We start from the raw sequence: 21,733 nt of genomic DNA, 5'->3' as shown, positions 1-21,733 counted from the left end.
GCCTGGCGGTCAAGGGTGAACGCGCACCGCGCGAGAGGGGATCGCCAGCAGTGGCAAAACGTGCCACGCGGTGATGCCAGCGATGAAAAAAGCGGCCTTCGGGCCGCTTTTTTCATGCGGCTTAGTGCAGCAGCGGTGCCAGCGCCCGTCGCGCGTCAGCATCGGATATCCCCATCCGCGCCGCGAAGTCCGCCACCTGATCCTCGCCAATCTTGCCAACGGAGAAATACGTACTTTCCGGATGCGCCAGATAAAAGCCCGACACGCTGGCCGCGGGCAGCATTGCCAGCGATTCGGTCAGGCTCATGCCCACGTCTGCGCACTGCATGACGCGGAACATGTCGCGCTTCACCAAGTGATCCGGGCAGGCCGGATAGCCCGGTGCCGGACGTATGCCTTCGTACTTCTCACGGATCAAGTCGTCGTTGGTCAGCGTTTCCTCCCGCGCATAGCCCCACAATTCCTTGCGCACGCGCTCGTGTAAATGCTCGGCGAAGGCTTCGGCCAAACGATCCGCGAGGGCCTTCAGCATGATCGCGCTGTAGTCATCATGGCTCGCTTCGAATGCCTTCTCGCGCGTTTCCACACCCAGTCCGGCGGTGACCGCGAACATGCCGATATAGTCGCCCTTGCCGCTGTCCTTCGGTGCGATGAAGTCGGCGAGGCAGCGATTGGGTCGTCGCACGCCATCCACGACCGGGCGCTCCGACTGCTGCCGCAACCCACGCCATGTCAGGGCAACCTCGGTGCGGGACTCATCGGTATAGATCTCGATATCGTCGTCGTTGACAACGTTTGCCGGCAGCAGCATCAATGTACCGCTGGCGGTCAACCAGCGATTCTGGATGACCTTCGTCAGCATCGCGCGCCCGTCGGCCATCACTTTGCGGGCGGCGTCGCCAACGACGTCGTCATCGAGAATCGCCGGGTAGGGGCCGGCCAGGTCCCAGGTCTGGAAGAACGGGCCCCAGTCGATATAATCGGCGAGCTTTGACAGATCGTAATTCTTGAACACCCGGCGACCGATGAAACTCGGCGCTTTCGGCGTGAACCCCGACCAGTCCAGCTTGAGCCGATTGTCACGCGCTTGCGCCAGCGTCACCATCGGCGTGGCCTTGCGGTTCGCATGCTGCTGGCGCACACGCTCATAATCGGTTCGCAAGTTTTCAATATAGGCTTTGGCGCCTTCATCGGACAGCAGGCTCGATGCCACCGATACCGACCGCGAGGCATCCGGTACGTAGACGACCGGGCCTTCGTAATGAGGTGCGATCTTGACGGCGGTATGCACACGCGACGTTGTCGCGCCGCCGATCAGCAGCGGGATTTGCTTGTCTTTGAAATAGTCGTCGCGCTGCATTTCGGCCGCCACATACGCCATTTCCTCGAGGCTCGGGGTGATCAATCCGGACAGGCCGATGATGTCCGCGCCTTCGTCCTTGGCTTTTTTCAGGATCTCGGCGCACGCGACCATCACGCCCATATTGACCACTTCGAAGTTATTGCACTGGAGCACGACGGATACGATGTTCTTGCCGATATCGTGGACGTCACCCTTCACCGTCGCAATGACGATCTTGCCCTTCGCGCGCACATCCGCGCCACTCGCGGCCATCCGTGCCTTTTCCTCTTCGATGTAAGGAATCAGGTGTGCCACCGCCTGTTTCATCACACGGGCGGATTTCACCACCTGCGGCAGGAACATCTTGCCGGCGCCGAACAGGTCGCCGACGACATTCATGCCGTCCATCAAGGGGCCTTCGATGACCTGGATCGGGCGCCCGCCCGCATCGGCGATCTGCTGCCGCGCCTCCTCGGTGTCGTCGACGATGAAAGTGGTGATGCCCTGTACCAGCGCGTGCGCGAGCCGCTGTGCCACTGGCTGCTGCCGCCACGCGAGATTTTCTTCCTTCTTCGCCGCGCCACCGCCCTTGAAGCGGTCCGCGATTTCCAGCAGCCGCTCCGTTGCGTCGTCGCGCCGGTTCAGTACGACGTCTTCCACGCGCTCGCGCAGTTCCGGATCAAGGTTCTCGTAGACGCCCAACTGGCCGGCGTTGACAATGCCCATGTCCATGCCCGCGGCAATCGCGTGATACAGGAACACCGTGTGAATGGCCTCCCGCACCAGATCATTGCCACGGAACGAAAAGGATACGTTCGAGACCCCGCCGCTGATCTTTGCGTATGGCAGGTTCTGCTTGATCCAGCGCGTGGCTTCGATGAAGTCCACCGCGTAGTTGTTGTGCTCCTCGATACCGGTGGCCACCGCAAAGATATTCGGATCGAAGATGATGTCCTCGGGGTCGAACCCCGCTTCGTCCAGCAAGACACGGTAGCTGCGCGCGCAGATTTCGGTCTTGCGCGCGAACGTATCGGCCTGACCTTTCTCGTCGAACGCCATGACGACCGCGGCGGCGCCATAACGGCGCACCAGCCGGGCGTGATACAGGAACGCTTCCTTGCCTTCCTTCAGCGAGATCGAGTTGACGATCGGCTTGCCCTGCACGCATTGCAGCCCGGCTTCGATGACCTCCCATTTCGACGAGTCGATCATAATTGGCACCCGTGCGATATCGGGTTCCGATGCGATCAGATTCAGGAAGCGGACCATTGCCGCTTTCGAATCCAGCATCGCCTCGTCCATGTTGATATCGATGACCTGGGCGCCGTTCTCGACCTGCTGCCGTGCCACGGCGAGCGCTTCGTCGTATTGCTCTTTCAGGATCATCCGCGCGAAAGCACGAGAGCCGGTGACGTTGGTGCGCTCACCCACGTTGACAAACAAGGCGCCGGCGCCGATGTTGAAGGGTTCGAGGCCGGAGAGGCGCATCGGGCGAGCGATCGGCAAAGTGTCGGACATGCTGGAGCGGTCGGTCGTTGTATTGGGATCGGCGCGCGGCACGGACGCCGGCGCGGCAAGGTTATCTAGGGCGCGATGGCCTGTCAGGCGGCGTCTGCGTCGCTGTGATGGTACTGCGAAGGCCAACGGCGCGGCCCGACCGTGCTCAGTGCCTGCGCGATGGCGGCGATATGGTCGGGCGTCGTGCCGCAGCAGCCGCCCGCGATGTTGACCAGACCCGATGTCGCGAATTCCTTCACGAGCCGCGACGTCACGTCCGGGGTTTCGTCAAAACCGGTATCGCTCATCGGATTGGGCAGGCCCGCGTTCGGATAACAGGACACGCCGCAATCGCACAGTTTCGCCAGTTCGGCAATGTACGGCCGCATCAGCGTGGCGCCGAGTGCGCAATTCAACCCGAAGGTGAATGGACGCGCATGGCGCAGCGAATTCCAGAAGGCTTCCACGGTCTGGCCGGACAGGATACGGCCGGACGCATCGGTGACCGTGCCCGAGATCATGATCGGGAGGCGCTCGCCGGTGTCCTCGAATAACTGATCCAGCGCGAAGAGGGCCGCCTTGGCATTCAGCGTATCGAAGATGGTTTCCACCAGGAACAGGTCGGAGCCCCCTTCCAGCAGTGCCTTTGCCTGTTCGTAGTAAGACTCGCGCAGTCCATCGAATGAGACGTTGCGCGCGCCCGGATCATTGACATCGGGGGAAATGCTCGCGGTCTTCGGTGTCGGGCCGATGGCACCGGCCACAAAACGCGGCTTGTCCGGTGTCGACGCCGCATCGCATGCTTCCCGGGCGAGGCGGGCAGATGCGACATTCATCTCGTACGCAAGCGCCTCCATCTTGTAGTCATCTTGCGCCACGCGTGTCGCACCGAATGTGTTCGTCTCGATGATATCGGCGCCGGCGGCCAGGTACTGGTCGTGGATCTCGCGGATGATATGCGGCTGCGTCAGTGACAGCAGCTCGTTGTTGCCCTTTACATCCTGCGCGATATCAGCGAAACGTGTACCCCGATAAGCTGCCTCGTCGAGCTTGTACCGCTGGATCATCGTCCCCATCGCGCCATCCAGTATCAGGATGCGCTTTTCCAACAACCCGGGCAGTTGCGCGCCGCGCGTGTAGGGGCGCATGGCCGGTTGGCCCGCGGCGGCGGGCGAGGACAGCGGGGGGGCGGAGGCGCTAGCCTGAGAAGACGTGGACATGACGAGAGCAGGATAAGGTCCGTGGTGCGGGCGATCCGGCGCGCAACCTGGCAGCGATGAGGACCGACACATTAACAAAGACACGATTCTAGCCGATCAAGGGCGTGGGGGGCGCAGCCGGCATGCACTGTCGATGCCCGGCGCGACGGCGGCCCGCATGCCGTTCCCGGTGGCGCGGCGTGTTGATAGAAAAAGGGGAAGGAGGCGGTGAAGTGCGTGGCTAGCCCCCTAGCCCCTGGGATGTCCCACCATCGTGATGAAGGAGGCGTGTGGTCAGTGCAGTATGACGGGGTGCAGCATCAGGCTGTCGAACTGTCCGAGAAAGTCGTCGACCTCCTCGAGTGATGGTTCTTGCGCGATAAGTCGTTGCACGTTTTCCCGGAACTGCATTGCCAGCACACCGTCGATGAACCATTCGCGCTGCAACTTCTTGTCGACTATCTCGTAACCGCCGGCCGTTAGGCGGGAGCTGCCCTCGGCGGCAAATTCAACGATGCAATAGTTCGGGCTGTTGTAGATCATTTGCATGGCGACACTCCAGTGAGTCCTGCTCCAGACGAACAGCCGATGTCGCGGACGCTCAGGCGTGGACCATGCGGGCCTGCCATGCCGGTGAAACATGTGGGAGAGGGGCAAATAGGCGCCGGACGATGGCACCGCTCCTACGGTAAAGCTCGGTATGGACAAGCTTTGCATCGTCTGACGCCGCAATGGCAGGCATCGTCGCCGTCATTGTGCATCCGGTTCCAGATTGGCTGATTTCCCGTGGATCGTAAAGCGCGCATTTGCAGATGTGGCCTGCAACATGTTGTGTTCGCGCATCGCGTCCACCGGGAGCGGTGTCCAGCGATGGATTGAAGGTGGGGCGATATCTACGAAAAGCAACCTTGCTGTCGCAAGGGTCGTGCCAGTATAACATCGTGGGCCGCTCACGGGCGGTCGATCACCCTGGACGTAGACGGATCAGCGGTGTACGCGCCATTGGATACCGCGTTATTGTCCGTCGCACTATCATCGGACGCGCCTGCCGGCGGCAGGCGGGCGTGGAACAGCAGTTCGATTTGTGTCCCATTTGGCTCGGTCTGCATGATCCGCACCGGAACCCAGTTCATAGACGGTGCCAGCCACACGTCGATCCGGCGCTTATCTCCTTCCTTGCGCGGCAGCCGCATGAAGTGCAATGTCGCCACGGGACGATTGCCGATCATGGTCTGGTCGGTGCCAATCGTCTGAATCGGCCAGATCTCGGCGCTGTCGCTGTCAATCACGTCGAATGCGCGCGTAACCCCAGGCTGGTAAAGCGAGGCATTGGCGCGCACCAGGCTCGCCAGTTGGAAGATCATGCTGAAGCGATCCTGCGCGCCGGCCGGGAGCGGTACATTATTTGGCGTCCGCGTGAACGCAACATGCGGACTACCGTCGTCGCGCACGAAGCGAGAGACCGATGTGCCGCGACGTCCACGTGTTTCCGTATACGTATCTGGCGCCAGACCGTAGTCATCGATATGGCCTTCGCTGCGATAACTGTAGGTGCCGATGAACGGCACCGGCATCGACACCAGTAGCGTGTAGTGATGCCCGTCCGTGCGCCAGTGCAATGTGCCGCTTTGATTCTGCGCGCCGTTGTAGAACGTGTCGTAGACCAGGTCGCAGGACGGCATCAACGCGAATCGCGTGCCCTGTTGCGCGGGACCAGGGGTGCCGGTGCCTGGGTCCGGGGCGGCCGTGCCTGTCGTCAACGTCGTGGACGCAGGGACTGGCGCTCCGCTGTCGACGTTGGTCACGCGTTCGTGTGTGTTGCCCACGGGCGCCTCATCGACGCTCGCGGCTGAAACGCCTGCCGCGAGGGCGAGTCGCGCGGCCGTGGCTTCGATGTCGTCGGCGGATCGTGGACGCCGGATATCGCTCGCACCGGCGACGGCCGACGCCGGTTTCGCCGGGGACGCCACGTCAAGATGATGCTTGCCCCGCCTTGGGGCTTGCGCGTCCGACGAGAGGGGCGCAGGGCGGCGAGGCGGCGGCATCGGCGGTGTCCGCACAGGCGGTGGAGGCGTCAGCAAAGGCTGGAATGTCCCGGCAGCATATGATTTCCGTGCGTTACCCGCTGCGGCATCCCGGGTCTCGTCCGGCGTGCCGAGTGGGTCACTGCGACCGTCTCGGGCAATGCGGGTGGGCTGCAGCAGTTCCACGATCGCGTGGGCTTTCGCGGCAGGTTCGAGGCCGTGCGTCTGGCCGAGCAGCCCGGCAAGTAACGCCACCATTACCGACAAATGCACGAACACGGCGGCGACGATGGCCACGATCATGCGCGCACGCCGTCGATGCACGCCGCGTTGGAGCGCCAGCCAGGCAGCGAGGGCGTGATAGTTTCCGACGGCGGACGAGACCGTCTGGCGGGCGGGGGACGAGGAAGGAGAGCGGGCATCGCGCATGGCCGCATTGTCGCGCATTGTCTCGTCCAATGTGTAATGCGACTCGCCTGTCCAAAGGACTCACGTAAAATGGCGCTCCGCCTGCCTTACTTTTTCTGGTTACCGATGAAGCTCGCCACATTGAAGGATGGCACCCGCGATGGTCAATTGATCGTCGTGTCCCGCGATTTGCAGTCCGCCGCGGTTGCCGATGCGATTGCGCCGACATTGCAGCGGGTGCTGGAAGACTGGCATTTCTATGCTCCCCAGTTGCGCACGCTGTACGAATCGTTGAATAGTGGGCGAGTGCGTCGGGCGTTCAAATTCGATGCGACGGCCTGCATGGCGCCGTTACCGCGCGCCTGGCGATGCATCGACGCGACGCATCCGATCGAGGGGAATGCGACCACCGGTGAATGGTTCGCTGCTCGTCGGGCCGACGCGCTGGTCGGCGCGCGCGACGACATCCTGGTCGCGGACGATGCACGACAACTCGCTTTACGCGCAGGCTTGGCCGCTTATCTCGGCGATATCGCGCCTGGCGCCTCACCGATGGAGGCGGTCTCGGCGGTCCGTTTACTGACGCTGTTCGCATCGTTCCAGGCATCGCCATCCGTCTCGGCCGAAGCGACTCAGGCGAAGGCCGTGCCGGGATGGTTCGACGCCACGGCACACGATGCGTTGGCCTTTGCGCCGCTTGCGGTGACGCCCGACGTTTTCGGCGAAGGCTGGCATCACGGGGTATTGCGCCGGCGGATCGACTTGAAGGTAAATGGGCAGCGCATCGCGGAGCCCGACGCAGCCGCCAACGCCGCTGCCGCGTGGCGTGCCGATATCGGCGGCTTCGCGACGGTCGCCGCCTTGCTGGGCCGCGAACAGGGTATCGGCGCGGGGACGATCGTGCTTGGCGCGCCCGGCATTGCTCGCCCGGATGCGGACATGCTGGCGGTAGGGGACCGCGTCGCAGTGGATATGCGGGACGATAAGGGCGTGACGTATTGCGGTACGATCGAGACCAGTGTGGCACCACGCACTGATGGCGACGCCATGGATGCCTGACCGGCCGTTCCCCGTTATCGTCCGTTAATACCCGAGGCCATGCCACAGTCGGGCGGTGCCACTGTAAGATAGGCGAATGTACAAGCAGGCGGTGCGCGTCGATGCCGACCCGGTCCGCCGTTGGGTCTGATGAAGGGCGGCCTTCGCGTTGCAATCGCGACGGGTCTCCGCATCCGCAGTTCGACCGACAGGCGGGCAAGGAACGTTTTTATCGGGTCGTGCGTGGCCGCACCGCCGCCCAGTGGAGAAATGCGATGTCTGAACAAGGCGGTCCGGAAGCGTGGCAGAAGTTATGGTCGATGTGGGTGCCTTCCACTACTGACGCGTCAGGCGCGACAGGGCCTGGGGCAGTAGGAGCAAAAGACGCAAGCTCGCCGTTTCCCACTATGGCGGGCGCGTTTCCGTCCGGTTTCCCCGGCATGGCTCCCGGTACTTTTCCGCAAGGCTTTTCTGGCGCGATACCGGGTTTTCCATCGAACGTGGCAGGCTTCCCAGGGATGCCCGGGACGTTTCCTGGAGTCGCGGGCGCGTCTGGCAATCCTTTCAGCGCGTTCGGGCCGTGGGGCCAGATGGCGGCGCTGGCGGCAATGACACCCGGCATGTCAGGCATCGCCGGGACGTCCGGCCAGGCAACAGGCGGTGCATCGGATCCCATGAGTGCAGCAAGTGCCGTCTTCAACGCGCCGTTCGCCGGATTGTCGCCGTCGTTATCGATGATGTCCGAGATGATTGCGCCGCTGACACAGGTTGACGAACTCGACAAACGGATCGCTGATCTGCGCGCGGTCGAGCATTGGTTGAAATTGAATCTGCAAATGCTGCAATCGACAACGCAGGCGTTGGAAGTCCAACGTGCGACGTTGGCCACATTGCGGGCATTCGGCGCGGCCACCGCGGCGGCAAGCGATGCGGCGACGCAATCGATGCGTGACGGCGCCGCTGGCGCGTCCCCCGATCCGTCCGTGGAAGCCGCCGGCGAAGCCATGGCGGCTGGATTGGCCGCGGTGCCGGCGCTCGATCCACAGCGCTGGTGGGCCATGCTGAACGATCAGTTCCAGCAAATGGCCGCCGCCGCCGCATCGGTCGCGCCGCCGACGGACGCTGGCGAGACCTCGCGCCCGGCGGTAAGCAAAGAAGATGTCCAGGGGAAGAATGCCGCGGCACCGATTGCCGGGGCAGTGGCGGGTTCCCGTGCAACAGCCGCCCCCCCACGCCAGACGGACGGCGGACAGTCCGTACCCGCACCGGTGTCGGCCGCCAAGCAGCCGGTGAAACCTGTTGCGAAACGCGCGCCGCCACGCCCGGCAACGACGTCGAAAGGGGCGAATGGCAGCGCTGTGACGCGACCGGCCAGTCAGAACGCCGGGGGGCGCCCGCCCCATCGAAAATCCCCGTCATCGGTTTGACGTGCCTTGCGGCACCGGGGGCGCAGAGTGGCAGGGGGAGGTGGCTCCCTCGTCATCACCCGCCTATCTCCCCATGCCGGTATCGTGGCGGGATGAAAGGGGGTGCCGCGTTTTAACCGGCACCTTTGAGTAACCGCGACCGAACGCTTGGCATCGTGGTGCTCGTATCCAGCCAAATACCGAAAAACGCTCGACAGAATTCGTTGCCGGCAATTTTGCCAACCGGCTCGCCATTGAGAAAGAACTGGGTGCCCTCATTGGGACGGAAGACGGCGGTCAAGTGATCGCCGGGTTGCACCGTGGGCAAAAATTGCGTCAATTGACGCTGCCAGACACGAATCTGTGCGCCATTTGCTATTCCTTGATCGGCCATCTGGCCAGCGAATTCGCTGGCCAGATGGTTGGCGGTATGATCGTTGCGATACTCCAGGTCCAACGCAAACGATTCGCGTGATAGATCATCGGCGGAAAAGGTGCCCAGATCGACAAAGAGCTTGATGTCGTAGACCGGCCGCCCATACCGCCTTAGCAGCGCACTACCATACAACCGGGCCGCTGCGACCTGATCCGGTACGAAATCCAACGGATCATAGGCGATTGCCATGCGTGGAGCGACCGCGAGTGATACCACACACACCAACGCCAGCGCGGCGCCACGGATGCCGGTGGAAAGAGCGTGGCGCAAGATTTGCGAAGGTGTTGTAAAAGCGCGCAACGTAGCGGCGCATGGCGTCGCGCAAGATCGACACCATGTCCCTATCGAATTGACGATATTCGTTTTTTTGATCCTACGCATGAGAAGATGGGAATCACGGTGGTTGCTTGGTAGATGGAAAAGTCTGCATGTTATTATGCGGCCCAACAGTTGTAAGCTTTGCTCCGTGCGTCGCGCGAGCGGGCGCGATGACGGGTTGACTGGTGGAGCGGCCGGGTGTCGGGGTATTGGGCGAGCTTGCTGCTCGCGTGCCTCGCACGTACGCCGGTGTCGAACGTTGTCGTGGCCACACCGATGAGGTTAGAGGAAAAATGAACGGTATGCTTTACCCCGAACTCTACAGATCGCTCGAGTCGGTTCGCTGGGATATGGATAAGGATATCCCCTGGGATAAATTCGACGCTTCGTTGTTGTCTGACGAGCAGGCGAAGACGGTCAAGATGAACGCGATCACCGAGTGGTCGGCTCTTCCGGCCACTGAGATGTTTCTGCGTGACAATCGTCACGACAGCGATTTCTCGGCGTTCATGAGCGTCTGGTTCTTCGAGGAACAGAAGCATTCGCTGGTACTGATGGAGTACTTGCGCCGGTTCCGTCCCGATCTCGTACCAACCGAAAAAGAGTTGCATGAGGTGCGTTTCCCGTTCGATCCGGCACCGCCGCTCGAGACGTTGATGCTGCATTTCTGCGGTGAAATCCGACTGAATCACTGGTATCGCCGTGCCGCGGAATGGCATACCGAGCCGGTCATCAAGGCCATCTACGAAACCATCTCGCGTGACGAGGCCCGTCACGGCGGGGCGTATTTGCGCTACATGAAGCGTGCGTTGTCGCAGACCGGTGACGTGGCGCGAGCGGCGTTCGCGAAGATCGGCGTGTTGATGGCCTCCGCGCGTCGTACCGAGAAGCCGCTGCATCCGACCAATCTGCATGTGAACCAGGAACTGTTCCCGCGCGATACAGTGCAGTCGCGGTTGCCGGACCCGGATTGGCTGGAGCATTGGCTTGACGAACAGATCCTGTTCGATTCGGTGTGGGAGACCAAGGTGGTCGAGCGCATCCTGCATAACCTGTCGATCTTGTTCGAGCGTCCGTTCGCATCGGTGCAGGAGTTGAACCGGTATCGCAAGGAAGTGGTTCAGCGGATGCAGGCCGCGGCCGGCGACAGCACCCCGGCGCCTGTCGGCGTGTGACGGAAGAACGGGCATCCATGGTGTCGACACCCGCCTCCTCCGCATCGACGAGCACCATGGCGTCGCCGTCGCACGCGCCCGGCTTCGAACGTAAGATCGTGACGTTGGAAACGCTGCTCGCGCGGCGTGCGGACCTGCCCGAACCGGTGGTGTTCACCAACGGGGTGTTTGACATTCTGCATCGCGGACACGTCACCTATCTGGCGCGCGCGCGTGCGTTGGGCGCTTTCCTGATTGTCGGGGTCAACAGTGATGCGTCGGTCCGAACCTTGGGCAAGGGGGAGGACCGTCCGATCAACGCCGAAGCGGACCGTATGGCCTTGCTGGCTGCGCTGGCCGACGTCGATGCGGTGATCGGTTTCGCTGAATCGACGCCGGTCGAGCTGATCCGCGCCTTGCGGCCCGATGTCCTGGTCAAGGGCGGCGACTACGATATGGATGCGCTGCCCGAGTCCGCGCTCGTGCGCGGATGGGGCGGCCGTGCGATCGCCATTCCCTTCGAGCATCAGCGCTCGACCACGGCGCTGCTGCGCAAGGTCCGCGCGGCTTCCTGAGCGCGTGCTTGCAGTGCGTTGGCCTTACAGGCCGGTGCGACGTTATCCCGGCCAGCCTGTAGCGCGCATCTCGGGCAGCGTTAGCGCGTTCTCGTGTGGCGATGCCCTATCGCGTTAGCACACGATGCCCGCCGGCGGCCGTCGGCGGATGTGCTCCATTTCCTCTATATCTTGCTTACCGCTTCTCCTCGGGAGATGCCGGTGCGCGCGCGATATGCGATAAGCCCTGCAGGACGAGATCGTCATGTCGAGTGATCGGCATCGACAATACCGGCAGTACTTCCCGGGCGGCACCGCCCGCGACGATGCAGCGGCGCGGGGCCGACGCGTCGGTCGCATCGTCTTCCCAGGTCCGCCATGCCGACATGATCAGGCCAGCTTGCGCCTGGCGGCATCCCTCCACGATGGCCTCGCGCGTAGTACGCGCGAACCCGGCTGCCATGCCTGCGTGGACATCGGCGTCATGCAACGTCGGCAGCTGCGCCGCGTGTTGCCCGAGTGAGCGCAACATGACGCTCCAGCCTGGCGCGATCCAGCCACCGTTGAACCGGCCGTCCGCACTGATCGTATCGATCGTCGTTGCCGTGCCGAACGTGGCAATCAATAGCGCCTCACCCGGATAGGCCGCATGGGCGGCGATCATGCCGGCCCACCGGTCGCTGCCGAGCGTCTCGGGCTGCGCGTAGGTGTTGACCACGCCGCATTGCGCTGGTTGGGCGCGAATGACATGCCGTGGCGTATTCGGCCACATGGCGCTGCAGGCCGCCGCGATGCTTGCGGCAATCGTCGCGCCGGCGACGTTTGATATCCAGATTTCATCCGGTGGCGTCAGCGTGCGCCACGCCTGCTGTAGTTGTTCGGTGGCATCAGCCTCTAATGCGGTGGGGGATCGTAATGCGGCGACTGCGTCCGACGTCGCGACGTTGTCGAGAGAGGGAGCAGGCGCGGCGGTGCCCGCGCCGTGCGCGAGCCATGTTCCCGCAGCGTCGGTGAGCGCCCACTTGAGCCGACTGTTTCCCGAGTCGATAAGCAGGCGGTGACGCACGGGCGCATGTTCGGCCAGTCGCAGAGAGACATCCCCTGCCTGCACCGCCACCCATTTACCTGTCGTCACCGCATCGGCACCCGGATGATCGTCGGCGCGGGCGTCCATGGGGTAGCCGCTTTCCCCGGCTGAACAGGTGCCACCGATCCCCGTGTCCACGAGCAACTGGCCACGCGCGTCGACGCCCGCGGCGATGCCGCTTACTTTCTCGACACCGCCATCCAGGATGCGAATCGGACGCCCGGCGAAACGATGCACGCGCCACCAGGCCTCGCGCATTGCTTCAAAACCGGATGTCGAAAAAGTCGAGAGCCGCGTCACCAGCGCGTGCGTAATCGCGCAAAGCACATCACCACGCCAGGTATCCGGTCGATGATCGTGCGAATCGTCGGGGCCGCGCGATACACTGTCCTCGGCTGAATCCCCCTGCCGCATCAGCATGGCCAGGCAGGCAGGCGGCAGGCCTTGCGGGCTGCCCACATCGCTTGCCGCCGGCGCGGGCGTGCCGCGGAGGTTCAAGCCAATGCCAATTACGACGGCGCATGCGTGCGCGCCAGTACCGGCCACTTCGATCAGGACACCGCCGAGCTTGGCGTCGTCGAGAAGAATATCGTTCGGCCATTTCAAGCCGAGGCGGCGCGCGCGCGCCGGCGTCATGGCCGGCAGCGCGCGCAACCCCTCGACAATACCGAGTCCCACCGCGAGACTCAGCCCAGCCAATGCGTCCACCGAACAGGGCATCACGATGCCGATCGAAAAAAGTAGCCCTTCTCCCGGCACGGTACGCCAGGGGCGACCCTGGCGACCCCGTCCCGCCGTTTGCTCATCGGCGACGCGCACGATCGGCGGAAAAGCGGCGCAGCTGCGTGCCCAATCGATGGGGGCTGTCAGGGCACGTAACCACGGCTTGATTGGCGTGGCGTCAGGATGTGGCTGCGCCGGGTCGTTGGCCCAGCGTGAGAGGAGATCCGTGTTGGTCGAGCCGGTTTGTGCAACGGATTCCAGCACCCAGCCATCGGGGAGTCGGGAGGCGACGTGGCGGCGATCCAGAACGCCATAAGAACGGGTCGTATTCATTCGCGCATTGTAGCGTTGCGCCGTCGTCCTTGAGCGGGTCTGTATACAATGGGAGCCGATGCCGTGGATGTTTGGAGATACCGTGCCTTCGAATCTGGAAGCGCCCCCTTCGCTGACGGTCGACGAGGACCCGCAAGCGCAGCTAGGCAGCGCGGCGTCGCGCGACCCGGATGGCATGCCTGGGCCGCTTGGTCGTACTGCCCGCTTGTCCGGGCAATGGACGGCGCTCGCGCTCGCGTCTGATCGTGATCATGCGGGCGCGTTGTTGCGCCATGCGCGCGAACGGCCGCTGGCGGCCTGGGACCTGACGGCGATCGAGCGCCTCGATCACGCCGGTGGTCAACTGCTTTGGCGAACGTGGGGCCGCAAGCTGCCCGACCATGTCACGCTCACGGACACGCAACGCGGCATCTTCGACCGCATCGCGTTGCTGGACGCTCAGCCACACGAGTCGCCGGAGGACGTGCCGCGTATCGATCCCATCACCCGCTTTGGGCTGGCGATTTTCACGTTCGGTTCACATCTGCGCAGCGGCATCACCCTATTCGGTGGTGTGGTGCAGGATCTTGGCATCGTCATCGCGCATCCTTCGCGGATGCCATGGCGTGCGCTATCGGCGCAGATCTACGTAATGGGAGCGCAGGCGCTAGGCATCACGGCGCTTGTCGCCTTCCTGATCGGCATCGTATTGGGCTACCTCTCCGCGCAGCAACTGGCCGCTTTCGGGGCGAACGCTTATATCGTGAAGATTCTCGGGCTGTCGATCATCCGCGAATTGGGACCGGTCCTGGCGGCCATCCTCGTGGCGGGGCGCTCCGGTTCGGCGATTACGGCACAACTGGGGGTGATGCGGCTGACGGAGGAGCTGGACGCCATGCGGGTCATGGGCATCTCGCATGGCAACCGCCTGGTCCTGCCGCGTGTGCTGGCGCTGGCGATTGCCATGCCCTTGCTGATCATGTGGACCGATGCCATCGCGCTGATGGGCGGCATGGTGGCTGCGCGACTGGGTCTCGGTATTGATTTCGCATTGTTCCTGCAGAACCTGCGCAATGCCGTGCCCATCGTCAATTTCTGGATCGGACTGGGAAAAGGCGTGGTCTTCGGCACGTTGATCGCCTTGACCGCCTGCCACTTCGGTTTTCGTATCAAGGCCAATTCGCAGAGCCTGGGCGCCGGCACGACATCGTCGGTGGTCAGTGCGATCACGGTGGTGATCTTTGCCGATGCGGTATTCGCCATCGTGTTCCAGGACATTGGACTTTAAGGATCGGACGATATGACCCGCAGTGCCTTTGAAGCCGCCGCGCGATCCGCGCCGCCGCCGCCGGTGGGCGAGCCGGTGATCGAGATTCGCGATCTGTGTACGCGCTTTGGTGACACCGTGATCCACAATCACGTGAATCTGACCGTGTACCGGGGTGAAATCGTGTCGCTGGTTGGAGGGTCCGGCGCGGGTAAGACGACATTGGTGCGACAGATGCTGGGATTGGAGGCGCCCACCGCTGGCACGGTGCGCGTCTTCGGTGACGATCCCGCGCGGCCCACGTTGGGTACCCGGATGATGCGCAATCGGTCGGGCATGCTGTTTCAGCGCGGCGCGTTGTTCTCGTCGATGAGTGTGTTTGACAATGTCGCGCAACCGATCCGTGAATTCGGCCGTATCCCGGACGATCTCCTGCGCGACATCGTCATGTTGAAATTGGAAATGGTCGGACTGTCGTTTCGCCACGCCAACAAGCTCCCGGCGGAACTGTCCGGCGGCATGATCAAGCGTGTGGGTATCGCCAGGGCGCTTGCCCTGGAGCCGGAATTGCTTTGTCTCGATGAACCTACCGCGGGTCTCGATCCGAATGCGGCCGATGATTTCGTCGACCTGATCGCGAGTCTGCATCGCGCCTTGGGACTGACCGTCGTCATGATCACGCACGATCTCGACACGATGGTCTCACTGTCCACCCGTGTCGCCGTGCTGGCTGACCGACGGGTTATTGCCGCGGCACCCGTGGAAGAGGTCGCCGGCGTCTCCCATCCGTTTATCGAGGAATATTTTTTAGGCGAGCGCGGCCGTCGCGCGTTGGCGGCCTTGCCGTCGGTACGACGTGCGACGTTGCCGGATAGCGCACACTGGAACTGATATCGCCGAAAGGCAAAGAGTGGAGTAGGCATGGAAAACAAGTCGCACGCGTTTGCGACCGGGCTGTTCACGATCTTGCTTGGCTTGGCGATTGTCGCGACCTTGCTGTGGCTGCGTCGCGATACGAGCGAACGCGTCCCCTATGATGTCGTCACGCGCGGAGCGGTCACCGGGCTGTCCCCCAATGCACCAGTGCGCTATCGCGGCCTGCTGGTCGGTCGCGTGCAGCGGATCGGCTTCGATCCATCCGGGAACGGTGAGATCGATATCCGGATCATGGTTGATGCAAAAACCCCGATCACGCATGCCACCGAGGCGTCGCTGGGTATCCAGGGCGTGACCGGCTTGGCCTTTGTCCAATTGGATGAGCGCGCCGACGCTGACATCTCGGCGGGCACTCCCGAAGGCGCCAGGTCAGGCGTCGGCGCGACGACGACCGCATCGAACGCCGGCGCGGAAGCAAACCCGGCCGCCTCGCCCATCGATCGCAGTCCGTTGTCGACATCGGCAAGCCAGGTCGCGCGTATTCCCATGCGTCCGGGCCTGCTTGAGCAGTTGGAGCATCGTGGGCAAGCGTTGCTGACGCAGATGGCGCGCATCGGTGACAATCTCGGTCGCTGGACCGACGACGACACCCGGCAGCAATTCATGGCCACGATGACCAGCATCCGCCACGCCGCAAAGCACGTGGACGCGCTGGCCGTGCATGCTGATCCTGTGGTGCAGCGATTGCCGGAGACAATGGCGCATCTGGACCAGACCGTGCAATCGGCAAACCGGTTGATGATCACGCTTAACCGTCCGGATGGCCCGTTGATCGGGAACCTGAATCGTATCGGCACGGCGGCGGAGCGCACCGGCGACGCGCTCGCGGATATCTCCGCCAAGGTTCGTTACGACACGCTGCCGCGCCTGGATGCACTATCGGATAATGTCCGCGTGGCGAGTCGCAGCATAAGCCGCGCCGCGGACCTGATCGCCGATCATCCGCGCAGCTTGCTGTTCGGCACGCCGAGGCCGAGTCCGGGGCCGGGTGAGGCCGGTTTTGGGTGGCCGTCGGCAGTGCGCGGCAAGGCAGGGACCGCCCCCGTGGGCGGGGCGAATGCCGCCTATCATGGCGCAGCCGGTGCCGATGTGGCGGACGCGCCCGAGGCGCCTGATACGCCGGATGCGCCCGACGCCTCCGGCAATCCCGCCAGCCACGCGGGTGGCATGAGCGACACCCATGGTGCGGCGGCCGACGACCAAGGCCAGGATGATCGTGACGCGCAAGCGGCATGGCGCGCAATCGCGCCGAAAGGAGAGGGAGAATGACGGGCAGCAGTGTGCGTTTCGGCGGGGAGGCAGCACGGATGTCGCGTCGCATGCTCTGCCTCGTGTGCATGGTGGGCGGCGCGGTGACTGTGTTGACGGGCTGCTCGACGACGCCCAAGCCGGTGGTCAGCAATCGTCTGGTGCGCTATGACCTGGGTCCATCGGCCGCATTGCCGCCATCCACCCTGCAAGGCGATGACGCCACGGCATCGCAGGCGGTCCGGCCGCAAGTGCTCGCGACCAATCCTCCCGCGCTGAAGTTGATGCCGGTGAGTGCTTCCGCGTCGCTCGATGACGACCGGATTCGCTATCGATTGGATTACGCTGACATCCGCGAAGCGCGTACCTACGCGAACAGTCGCTGGTCCGGCACGCCGTCGCAACTGTTGACGGACCGGTTGCGCGCGCGTCTGGCCTCACGCGTGGAGGTATTGCAAGGCGGTGACCCCGAGCGCGCGCCATTGCTGCGGATCGAACTGATCGATTTCTCACAGCGCTTCACGTCAGCCCGCCAGGGGGTGGGCGTGGTCAGCGTGCGCGCATCTCTGCGGGCACCCCTGGCCGAGCGCCGCCGCCCTGCAAGGCGCGAAGACCGGCGCGTCGCCGCGTTCGACGGGCGCGAACCGTTGGGTCGCACAGCGTGAATTCACCGTCAGTGTGCCTTGCCCCAGCCCGAACGCCGCTGGCGCCGCGGCGGCCATTGCCGATGCGAGTGACAAGGTGGCCGCGGCGGTCGGCGATTGGGTTATCGTTGCGTTACAAACGCACCTGGCGGAACGGGGGGCTGTCGAGTGATGTCACCGGCATCGCCCGCCCCTTTCCCTAGCCGCCTGGTAGGCCCCTTTCCGTATCGATCAAAAGAAGAACGCCAGCCGCATGTCGCGACGTCCGCCATCTGTGTCCAGATCGCCCAAATCCGTGCGAAACGGCAAGCCACCCCATGCGCAGTCGTCGGTCGTTCCGCCCGAGCATCAGACGGACAAGCCATGGCGTCGCCGGGCATCGCCGCTTGCGCGGCAAGCGCTGGCGTGGTGGGTCGCGCTGGTGATGTACGGCAGCTTGTACCCGATGACCGGTTGGACGGATATAGGCGTTGGTCCATTTGCTTATCTGAGCGCGCCCATCCCCCGCTGGCTCACCCCGTTCGATCTGATCACGAACGTTCTCGGGTATGTACCGCTTGGCGTCTTCGTCGTGCTGGCCGTCTACCCGCGGTTGCGTGGTGCCTCGGCCGTGCTGGCGGCGCTGCTCTCGGGCGTGATCCTGTCCGGTGCGATGGAAGCCGTGCAGACCTATCTACCCACGCGCGTGGCGTCGAACCTCGACCTCGCGACGAACGCCGTGGGTGCCTTGATTGGCGGTGTTGTCGCGGCGCCGTTCGTCGGAGCCTTGCTAGATCGCGGCTGGTTACGAAGGAAGCGGTTCCAGTGGTTTGAGCGGCATTCCGGCAAATCCATCGCCTTGCTGCTGCTGTGGCCGCTTGCGCAGATGTATCCCCAACCCTTCCTGCTGGGCATTGGTGACTGGCCGCGCCGGATCTGGGATCTTGCCGATCCGGCCACGACCGACGCCATCCTCGATTTCGTGCCTGGATTGAGCGCGTTCGCCGATGCATTCCCCGACGCCCTTGCTTCGTGGACCGATTCCCATGTCTGGGAAGCGATCATCACGACGCTCGGCGTACTCGGCGCAGGATTGTTCGCCTCGTTGCCGATCCGCGCACAGGCGCCGCGCTATAGGTTGATCTATGGAATGTTGATCAGCGCATTGGTCGTCAAGACCGTTGCGAATGGCGTGCAATCGAGCGGCGACTGGCGTAATTGGTTCGACTGGACGACCGACGGCGCGATTACCGGGTTGCTGGCGGGCGCGTTGATTTTGCCGTTCTTTCTGCGCCAGCGCCTGCGCAGCCGTGCCTTATGGGCGTCTGCCACCCTGCTTGTTTCCTTGCTGCTGGTGAACCTGTTGCCACTGAATCCGTACTGGCCAGGCGTGCAGATGAGCTGGCGGCAAGGCGAATATCGGCATTTGAATGACCTGGCGCAATGGCTTGCCGGTGTCTGGCCCTATGCGGCCTTGCTCTGGCTTGCGGCATCCGCCGAACGCGACTGGCTATCGGCCCAGGCGCGCCGTCGCCGCCCGCATTGACGGCGAAATGGGTCGTCGACGCATCGCGGCGTCGGGGCATCCACCGCGCCGCGTGTGGGCCACGGCGGGCGTGCAGGCCGCGAGGCATCCCCGTGAACACCATGGCGCACCGCCCAGATCGCTATAATGGCGCTTATCGCGGACCCGGCAAAGATCGGGGTCGCCCCCCTGCAAACCGTCCACTGCCAATCAGGTCCGGTCACCATGTCCGAATCCCCTTCCGCTGCACCGTCTTTTTACAAGCATCACGTGTTTTTCTGTCTGAATCAACGTGATGCCGGTGCGTCGCGTCCGAGTTGTGCCGGTTGCGGCGCGGCCGAGATGCAGCAATACGCGAAAAAACGCATCAAGTCCCTGGGCCTCGCCGGGGAGGGGGCCGTGCGGATCAACCAGGCCGGCTGCCTCGATAGGTGTGAATTGGGCCCGGTGCTGGTCGTCTATCCGTCGGCCACGTGGTACACCTATGTCGATCAATCCGATATCGATGAGATCATCGATTCGCATCTTGTGGGCGGCAAGGTTGTTGAGCGGCTGCTGGTGGACCTGCCGGGCGCGTGAGCAGCGGCAGAACATGCGGAAAACATCGACAAGGGCAGGAGGCGCGACAGCGTGCAACGTTACCTGATAGACGGTCCCACCGGCCGTCTCGAAATTGCCGTGGAGGAGGCGGACCTCCGTGCGACGCAGGCCGACGGCGTGCCACGGGGCTTGGCATTCGTCGCGCACCCGCACCCGTTGTTCCAAGGAACGATGGATAACAAGGTTGCCACCACACTCGCGCGCACCTTTGTGCAATTGGGTTATCGTACCGCTCGCCTCAATTTCCGCGGCGTGGGAGAAAGTGAGGGCACGCACGACAAAGGCATCGGTGAACAGGATGACCTGCTTGCGCTGATCGCACATCTGCGGGCGGGCGGCAAGGATGCCGCCGCCGCGCACACCGCGGCGACCATGCCGATCGCGCTGGCGGGATTCTCGTTCGGTGCCTTCGTGGCCAGCGCAGTGGCAAAGACGCTGGCCGAGCGTGACCCCGGTCTCGTCATTCAGCGTCTGGTGGTCGTGGGAATGCCCGCTGGCAACTGGGACGTGCCCTCGGTGCGGGAGGACACCATCGTGATTCATGGCGAGCAGGATGACACCATTCCGCTGACCAACGTATTCGAATGGGCACGTCCGCAGGAACTACCGATTACCGTCGTTCCTGGGGCAGACCATTTTTTCCATCGCAAACTGCATATCGTGAAGCGCTTGGTCACCGAATCCTGGCGCGTATAATACCCGCGGTCGTCTCGATCCCCGTCTTGCGGCCGCCTTGCCTGCGGCTTACGCCCGGCTCTCCTAACTGTTGCAATCAGCCTTCCTCTATTCTTCTATGCGTTTCCCCGCTTTTACTCCCCGTGCCGCCGTGATCGCGGCACTTGGCGTTGCCATGCCGTCGCTGCCGCTCATCGCGCACGCCCAGGTGGCGCCGCCTGCCGTACAAGCCAGCGCCTGGTTGCTGGTGGATGCCACCAGCAACCAGGTTCTCGCTTCCAGCAACGCCGACGAACGTGTCGAACCGGCGTCGTTGACCAAGCTCCTTACCACCTACATCGTGTTCCAGGCGTTGAAAGACAAGCGGATCACGCTGGAACAAACGGTACTTCCGAGTGAAGCGGTTCGCACTGTCGGCACCGATGAATCGCGGATGTTCATCGAGGCCGGCAAGCCAGTCTCCGTGAACGACCTGTTGCATGGCATGGTCACGCAGTCCGGCAATGACGCCGCCATCGCGCTGTCCGAGCTGATTGGTGGGAGCCAGGCCGGTTTCGTCAACATGATGAATGCGGAAGCGGCCAAGCTCGGCATGAAGCACAGCCATTTCGCCGATGTGAACGGCATGCCGAATCCGGACCACTACACGTCCGCCGGCGACCTGGCGATCGTAGCCACGCACCTGATCCGCGACTTCCCGGAGTACTACCCGATCTTCGCCGAGAAGGAATTCACGTATAACCACATTCGCCAGCCGAACCGGAATCGCCTGCTATGGCTGGACCCGACGGTCGACGGCCTGAAAACCGGTCATACGAAAGCGGCCGGCTATTGCCTGATCGCCACCGCCAAACGTCCACTGCCGGGTGTGCCGGGCGCGAACCGCCGCCTGGTCACGGTGATGATGGGTGAGCCGAAGGAAGCGCTGCGGGTCACGGACAGCCTGAAGATGCTGAATTACGGCTATCAGGCGTACGAAGGCGTCCGCCTGTATGCGGCAAACCAGACGATCGAGACGGCGCGCGTGTGGCAGGGGCAGGTGAACGACGTCAAAATTGGTGTGAAGAGCGATCAATACATCACGGTTCCCAGCGGCACGGCGAGCAAGATCAAGCCGGTGCTGGTGCGTGACCAGCCGCTCGTCGCGCCTATCGCCGATGGCCAGCCCGTGGGTGTCGTGAAGATCATGGCCGACGACAAGGAACTGACACAGTTTCCGGTGGTGGCATTGACGGCTGTGCCGCGGGCCGGTTTTGCCGGCCGCATGTGGGATATGCTGATGATGAAGTTCCAAAGCAAGAAGTAGTCATCTTGGCGCGGCGCATGGCTGTGCCGCGGTCCGCGCCGGGCGCCGAGGAGGA

General features: G+C 63.4%; 19 protein-coding genes and 1 pseudogene. 13 read left to right on the top strand and 7 right to left on the bottom strand.

Annotated features, from left to right (window positions below; all coding sequences use genetic code 11):
• Window positions 1–121: 121 nt before the first annotated feature.
• From metH to WM40_RS27705, 4 genes are all read right to left on the bottom strand, one after another.
• Window positions 122–2,860, bottom strand: a complete 2,739-nt coding sequence (metH, locus tag WM40_RS05345; RefSeq protein ID WP_082102468.1) for a methionine synthase — start codon at window positions 2,858–2,860, stop codon at window positions 122–124.
• A gap of 83 nt (window positions 2,861–2,943) precedes the next feature.
• Window positions 2,944–3,987: a homocysteine S-methyltransferase family protein gene (locus WM40_RS05340; RefSeq protein ID WP_096335624.1), complete on the bottom strand. Its 1,044-nt coding sequence runs from the start codon at window positions 3,985–3,987 to the stop codon at window positions 2,944–2,946.
• A gap of 345 nt (window positions 3,988–4,332) precedes the next feature.
• A complete protein-coding gene (locus WM40_RS05335; protein ID WP_024905152.1) occupies window positions 4,333–4,587 on the bottom strand; it encodes a BTH_I0359 family protein in 255 nt (84 codons plus the stop codon).
• A 401-nt stretch (window positions 4,588–4,988) separates the two neighbouring features.
• Complete coding sequence (locus tag WM40_RS27705) at window positions 4,989–6,509, bottom strand: DUF3108 domain-containing protein (protein ID WP_052738180.1); 1,521 nt, start codon at window positions 6,507–6,509, stop codon at window positions 4,989–4,991.
• 87 nt (window positions 6,510–6,596) lie between these two features.
• On the opposite strand from WM40_RS27705, the gene WM40_RS05325 reads away from it, so the two are divergent.
• Entirely contained in the window at window positions 6,597–7,529 is a 933-nt protein-coding gene (locus tag WM40_RS05325; protein WP_024905150.1) for a fumarylacetoacetate hydrolase family protein, read from the top strand.
• A gap of 254 nt (window positions 7,530–7,783) precedes the next feature.
• The gene (locus tag WM40_RS05320; protein WP_157685719.1) at window positions 7,784–8,935 is read left to right on the top strand and encodes a PhaM family polyhydroxyalkanoate granule multifunctional regulatory protein; all 1,152 of its coding nucleotides are present in this window, start codon (window positions 7,784–7,786) and stop codon (window positions 8,933–8,935) included.
• A 112-nt stretch (window positions 8,936–9,047) separates the two neighbouring features.
• On the opposite strand, the gene WM40_RS05315 is transcribed toward WM40_RS05320, so the two are convergent.
• Window positions 9,048–9,620 carry a chalcone isomerase family protein gene (locus WM40_RS05315; RefSeq protein WP_052738178.1) on the bottom strand — a complete coding sequence of 191 codons (573 nt, stop codon included), beginning with the start codon at window positions 9,618–9,620 and terminating at the stop codon, window positions 9,048–9,050.
• A 341-nt stretch (window positions 9,621–9,961) separates the two neighbouring features.
• Here WM40_RS05315 and WM40_RS05310 point away from each other — a divergent pair, with 341 nt between their 5' ends.
• Together WM40_RS05310 and rfaE2 are read left to right on the top strand one after the other, a co-directional pair.
• Window positions 9,962–10,843: a ferritin family protein gene (locus WM40_RS05310; RefSeq protein WP_024905147.1), complete on the top strand. Its 882-nt coding sequence runs from the start codon at window positions 9,962–9,964 to the stop codon at window positions 10,841–10,843.
• 56 nt (window positions 10,844–10,899) lie between these two features.
• The gene (rfaE2, locus tag WM40_RS05305) at window positions 10,900–11,397 is read left to right on the top strand and encodes a D-glycero-beta-D-manno-heptose 1-phosphate adenylyltransferase (RefSeq protein ID WP_024905146.1); all 498 of its coding nucleotides are present in this window, start codon (window positions 10,900–10,902) and stop codon (window positions 11,395–11,397) included.
• Window positions 11,398–11,572: 175 nt separating this feature from the next.
• Here rfaE2 and WM40_RS31185 read toward each other — a convergent pair whose 3' ends face one another.
• Window positions 11,573–12,460 (bottom strand): type III pantothenate kinase, encoded by an 888-nt coding sequence (locus WM40_RS31185; protein WP_046152436.1) that lies wholly within the window; start codon window positions 12,458–12,460, stop codon window positions 11,573–11,575.
• A 501-nt stretch (window positions 12,461–12,961) separates the two neighbouring features.
• Window positions 12,962–13,519 (bottom strand): annotated as a pseudogene (locus WM40_RS31180) (biotin--[acetyl-CoA-carboxylase] ligase); the annotation flags it as partial.
• A gap of 67 nt (window positions 13,520–13,586) precedes the next feature.
• Between WM40_RS31180 and WM40_RS05295 the strand changes: the two are divergent.
• The 9 genes from WM40_RS05295 to WM40_RS05260 all read left to right on the top strand — a co-directional run bounded on the left by WM40_RS05295 (window position 13,587) and on the right by WM40_RS05260 (window position 21,678).
• Window positions 13,587–14,786 carry an MlaE family ABC transporter permease gene (locus WM40_RS05295; RefSeq protein ID WP_096335625.1) on the top strand — a complete coding sequence of 400 codons (1,200 nt, stop codon included), beginning with the start codon at window positions 13,587–13,589 and terminating at the stop codon, window positions 14,784–14,786.
• A gap of 12 nt (window positions 14,787–14,798) precedes the next feature.
• Entirely contained in the window at window positions 14,799–15,656 is an 858-nt protein-coding gene (locus WM40_RS05290) for an ABC transporter ATP-binding protein (RefSeq protein ID WP_046152358.1), read from the top strand.
• Between the two features lie 30 nt (window positions 15,657–15,686).
• Window positions 15,687–16,970: an MlaD family protein gene (locus WM40_RS30870; protein ID WP_052738176.1), complete on the top strand. Its 1,284-nt coding sequence runs from the start codon at window positions 15,687–15,689 to the stop codon at window positions 16,968–16,970.
• Window positions 16,967–17,614, top strand: a complete 648-nt coding sequence (locus tag WM40_RS05280) for an ABC-type transport auxiliary lipoprotein family protein (protein ID WP_052738175.1) — start codon at window positions 16,967–16,969, stop codon at window positions 17,612–17,614. Before WM40_RS30870 ends, WM40_RS05280 begins: the two co-directional genes overlap by 4 nt.
• A gap of 13 nt (window positions 17,615–17,627) precedes the next feature.
• Window positions 17,628–17,765, top strand: a complete 138-nt coding sequence (locus tag WM40_RS31175; protein ID WP_236693397.1) for a hypothetical protein — start codon at window positions 17,628–17,630, stop codon at window positions 17,763–17,765.
• Between the two features lie 123 nt (window positions 17,766–17,888).
• Window positions 17,889–19,118, top strand: a complete 1,230-nt coding sequence (locus tag WM40_RS05275; protein WP_046152433.1) for a VanZ family protein — start codon at window positions 17,889–17,891, stop codon at window positions 19,116–19,118.
• A gap of 204 nt (window positions 19,119–19,322) precedes the next feature.
• On the top strand, window positions 19,323–19,676 hold the full coding sequence (locus WM40_RS05270) for a (2Fe-2S) ferredoxin domain-containing protein (protein ID WP_036012373.1): 354 nt from the start codon (window positions 19,323–19,325) through the stop codon (window positions 19,674–19,676).
• Window positions 19,677–19,727: 51 nt separating this feature from the next.
• Complete coding sequence (locus WM40_RS05265) at window positions 19,728–20,393, top strand: alpha/beta hydrolase (protein WP_046152357.1); 666 nt, start codon at window positions 19,728–19,730, stop codon at window positions 20,391–20,393.
• A gap of 97 nt (window positions 20,394–20,490) precedes the next feature.
• The gene (locus WM40_RS05260; RefSeq protein ID WP_046152356.1) at window positions 20,491–21,678 is read left to right on the top strand and encodes a D-alanyl-D-alanine carboxypeptidase family protein; all 1,188 of its coding nucleotides are present in this window, start codon (window positions 20,491–20,493) and stop codon (window positions 21,676–21,678) included.
• The last annotated feature ends 55 nt before the right edge of the window (window positions 21,679–21,733 follow it).

Source organism: Robbsia andropogonis (genome assembly GCF_000970345.1).
GTDB classification, from domain to species: Bacteria; Pseudomonadota; Gammaproteobacteria; order Burkholderiales; family Burkholderiaceae; genus Robbsia; species Robbsia andropogonis.
The sequence above is the reverse complement of the archived record's forward strand: the minus strand, read 5'-3'. Positions and strand labels throughout refer to the sequence as shown.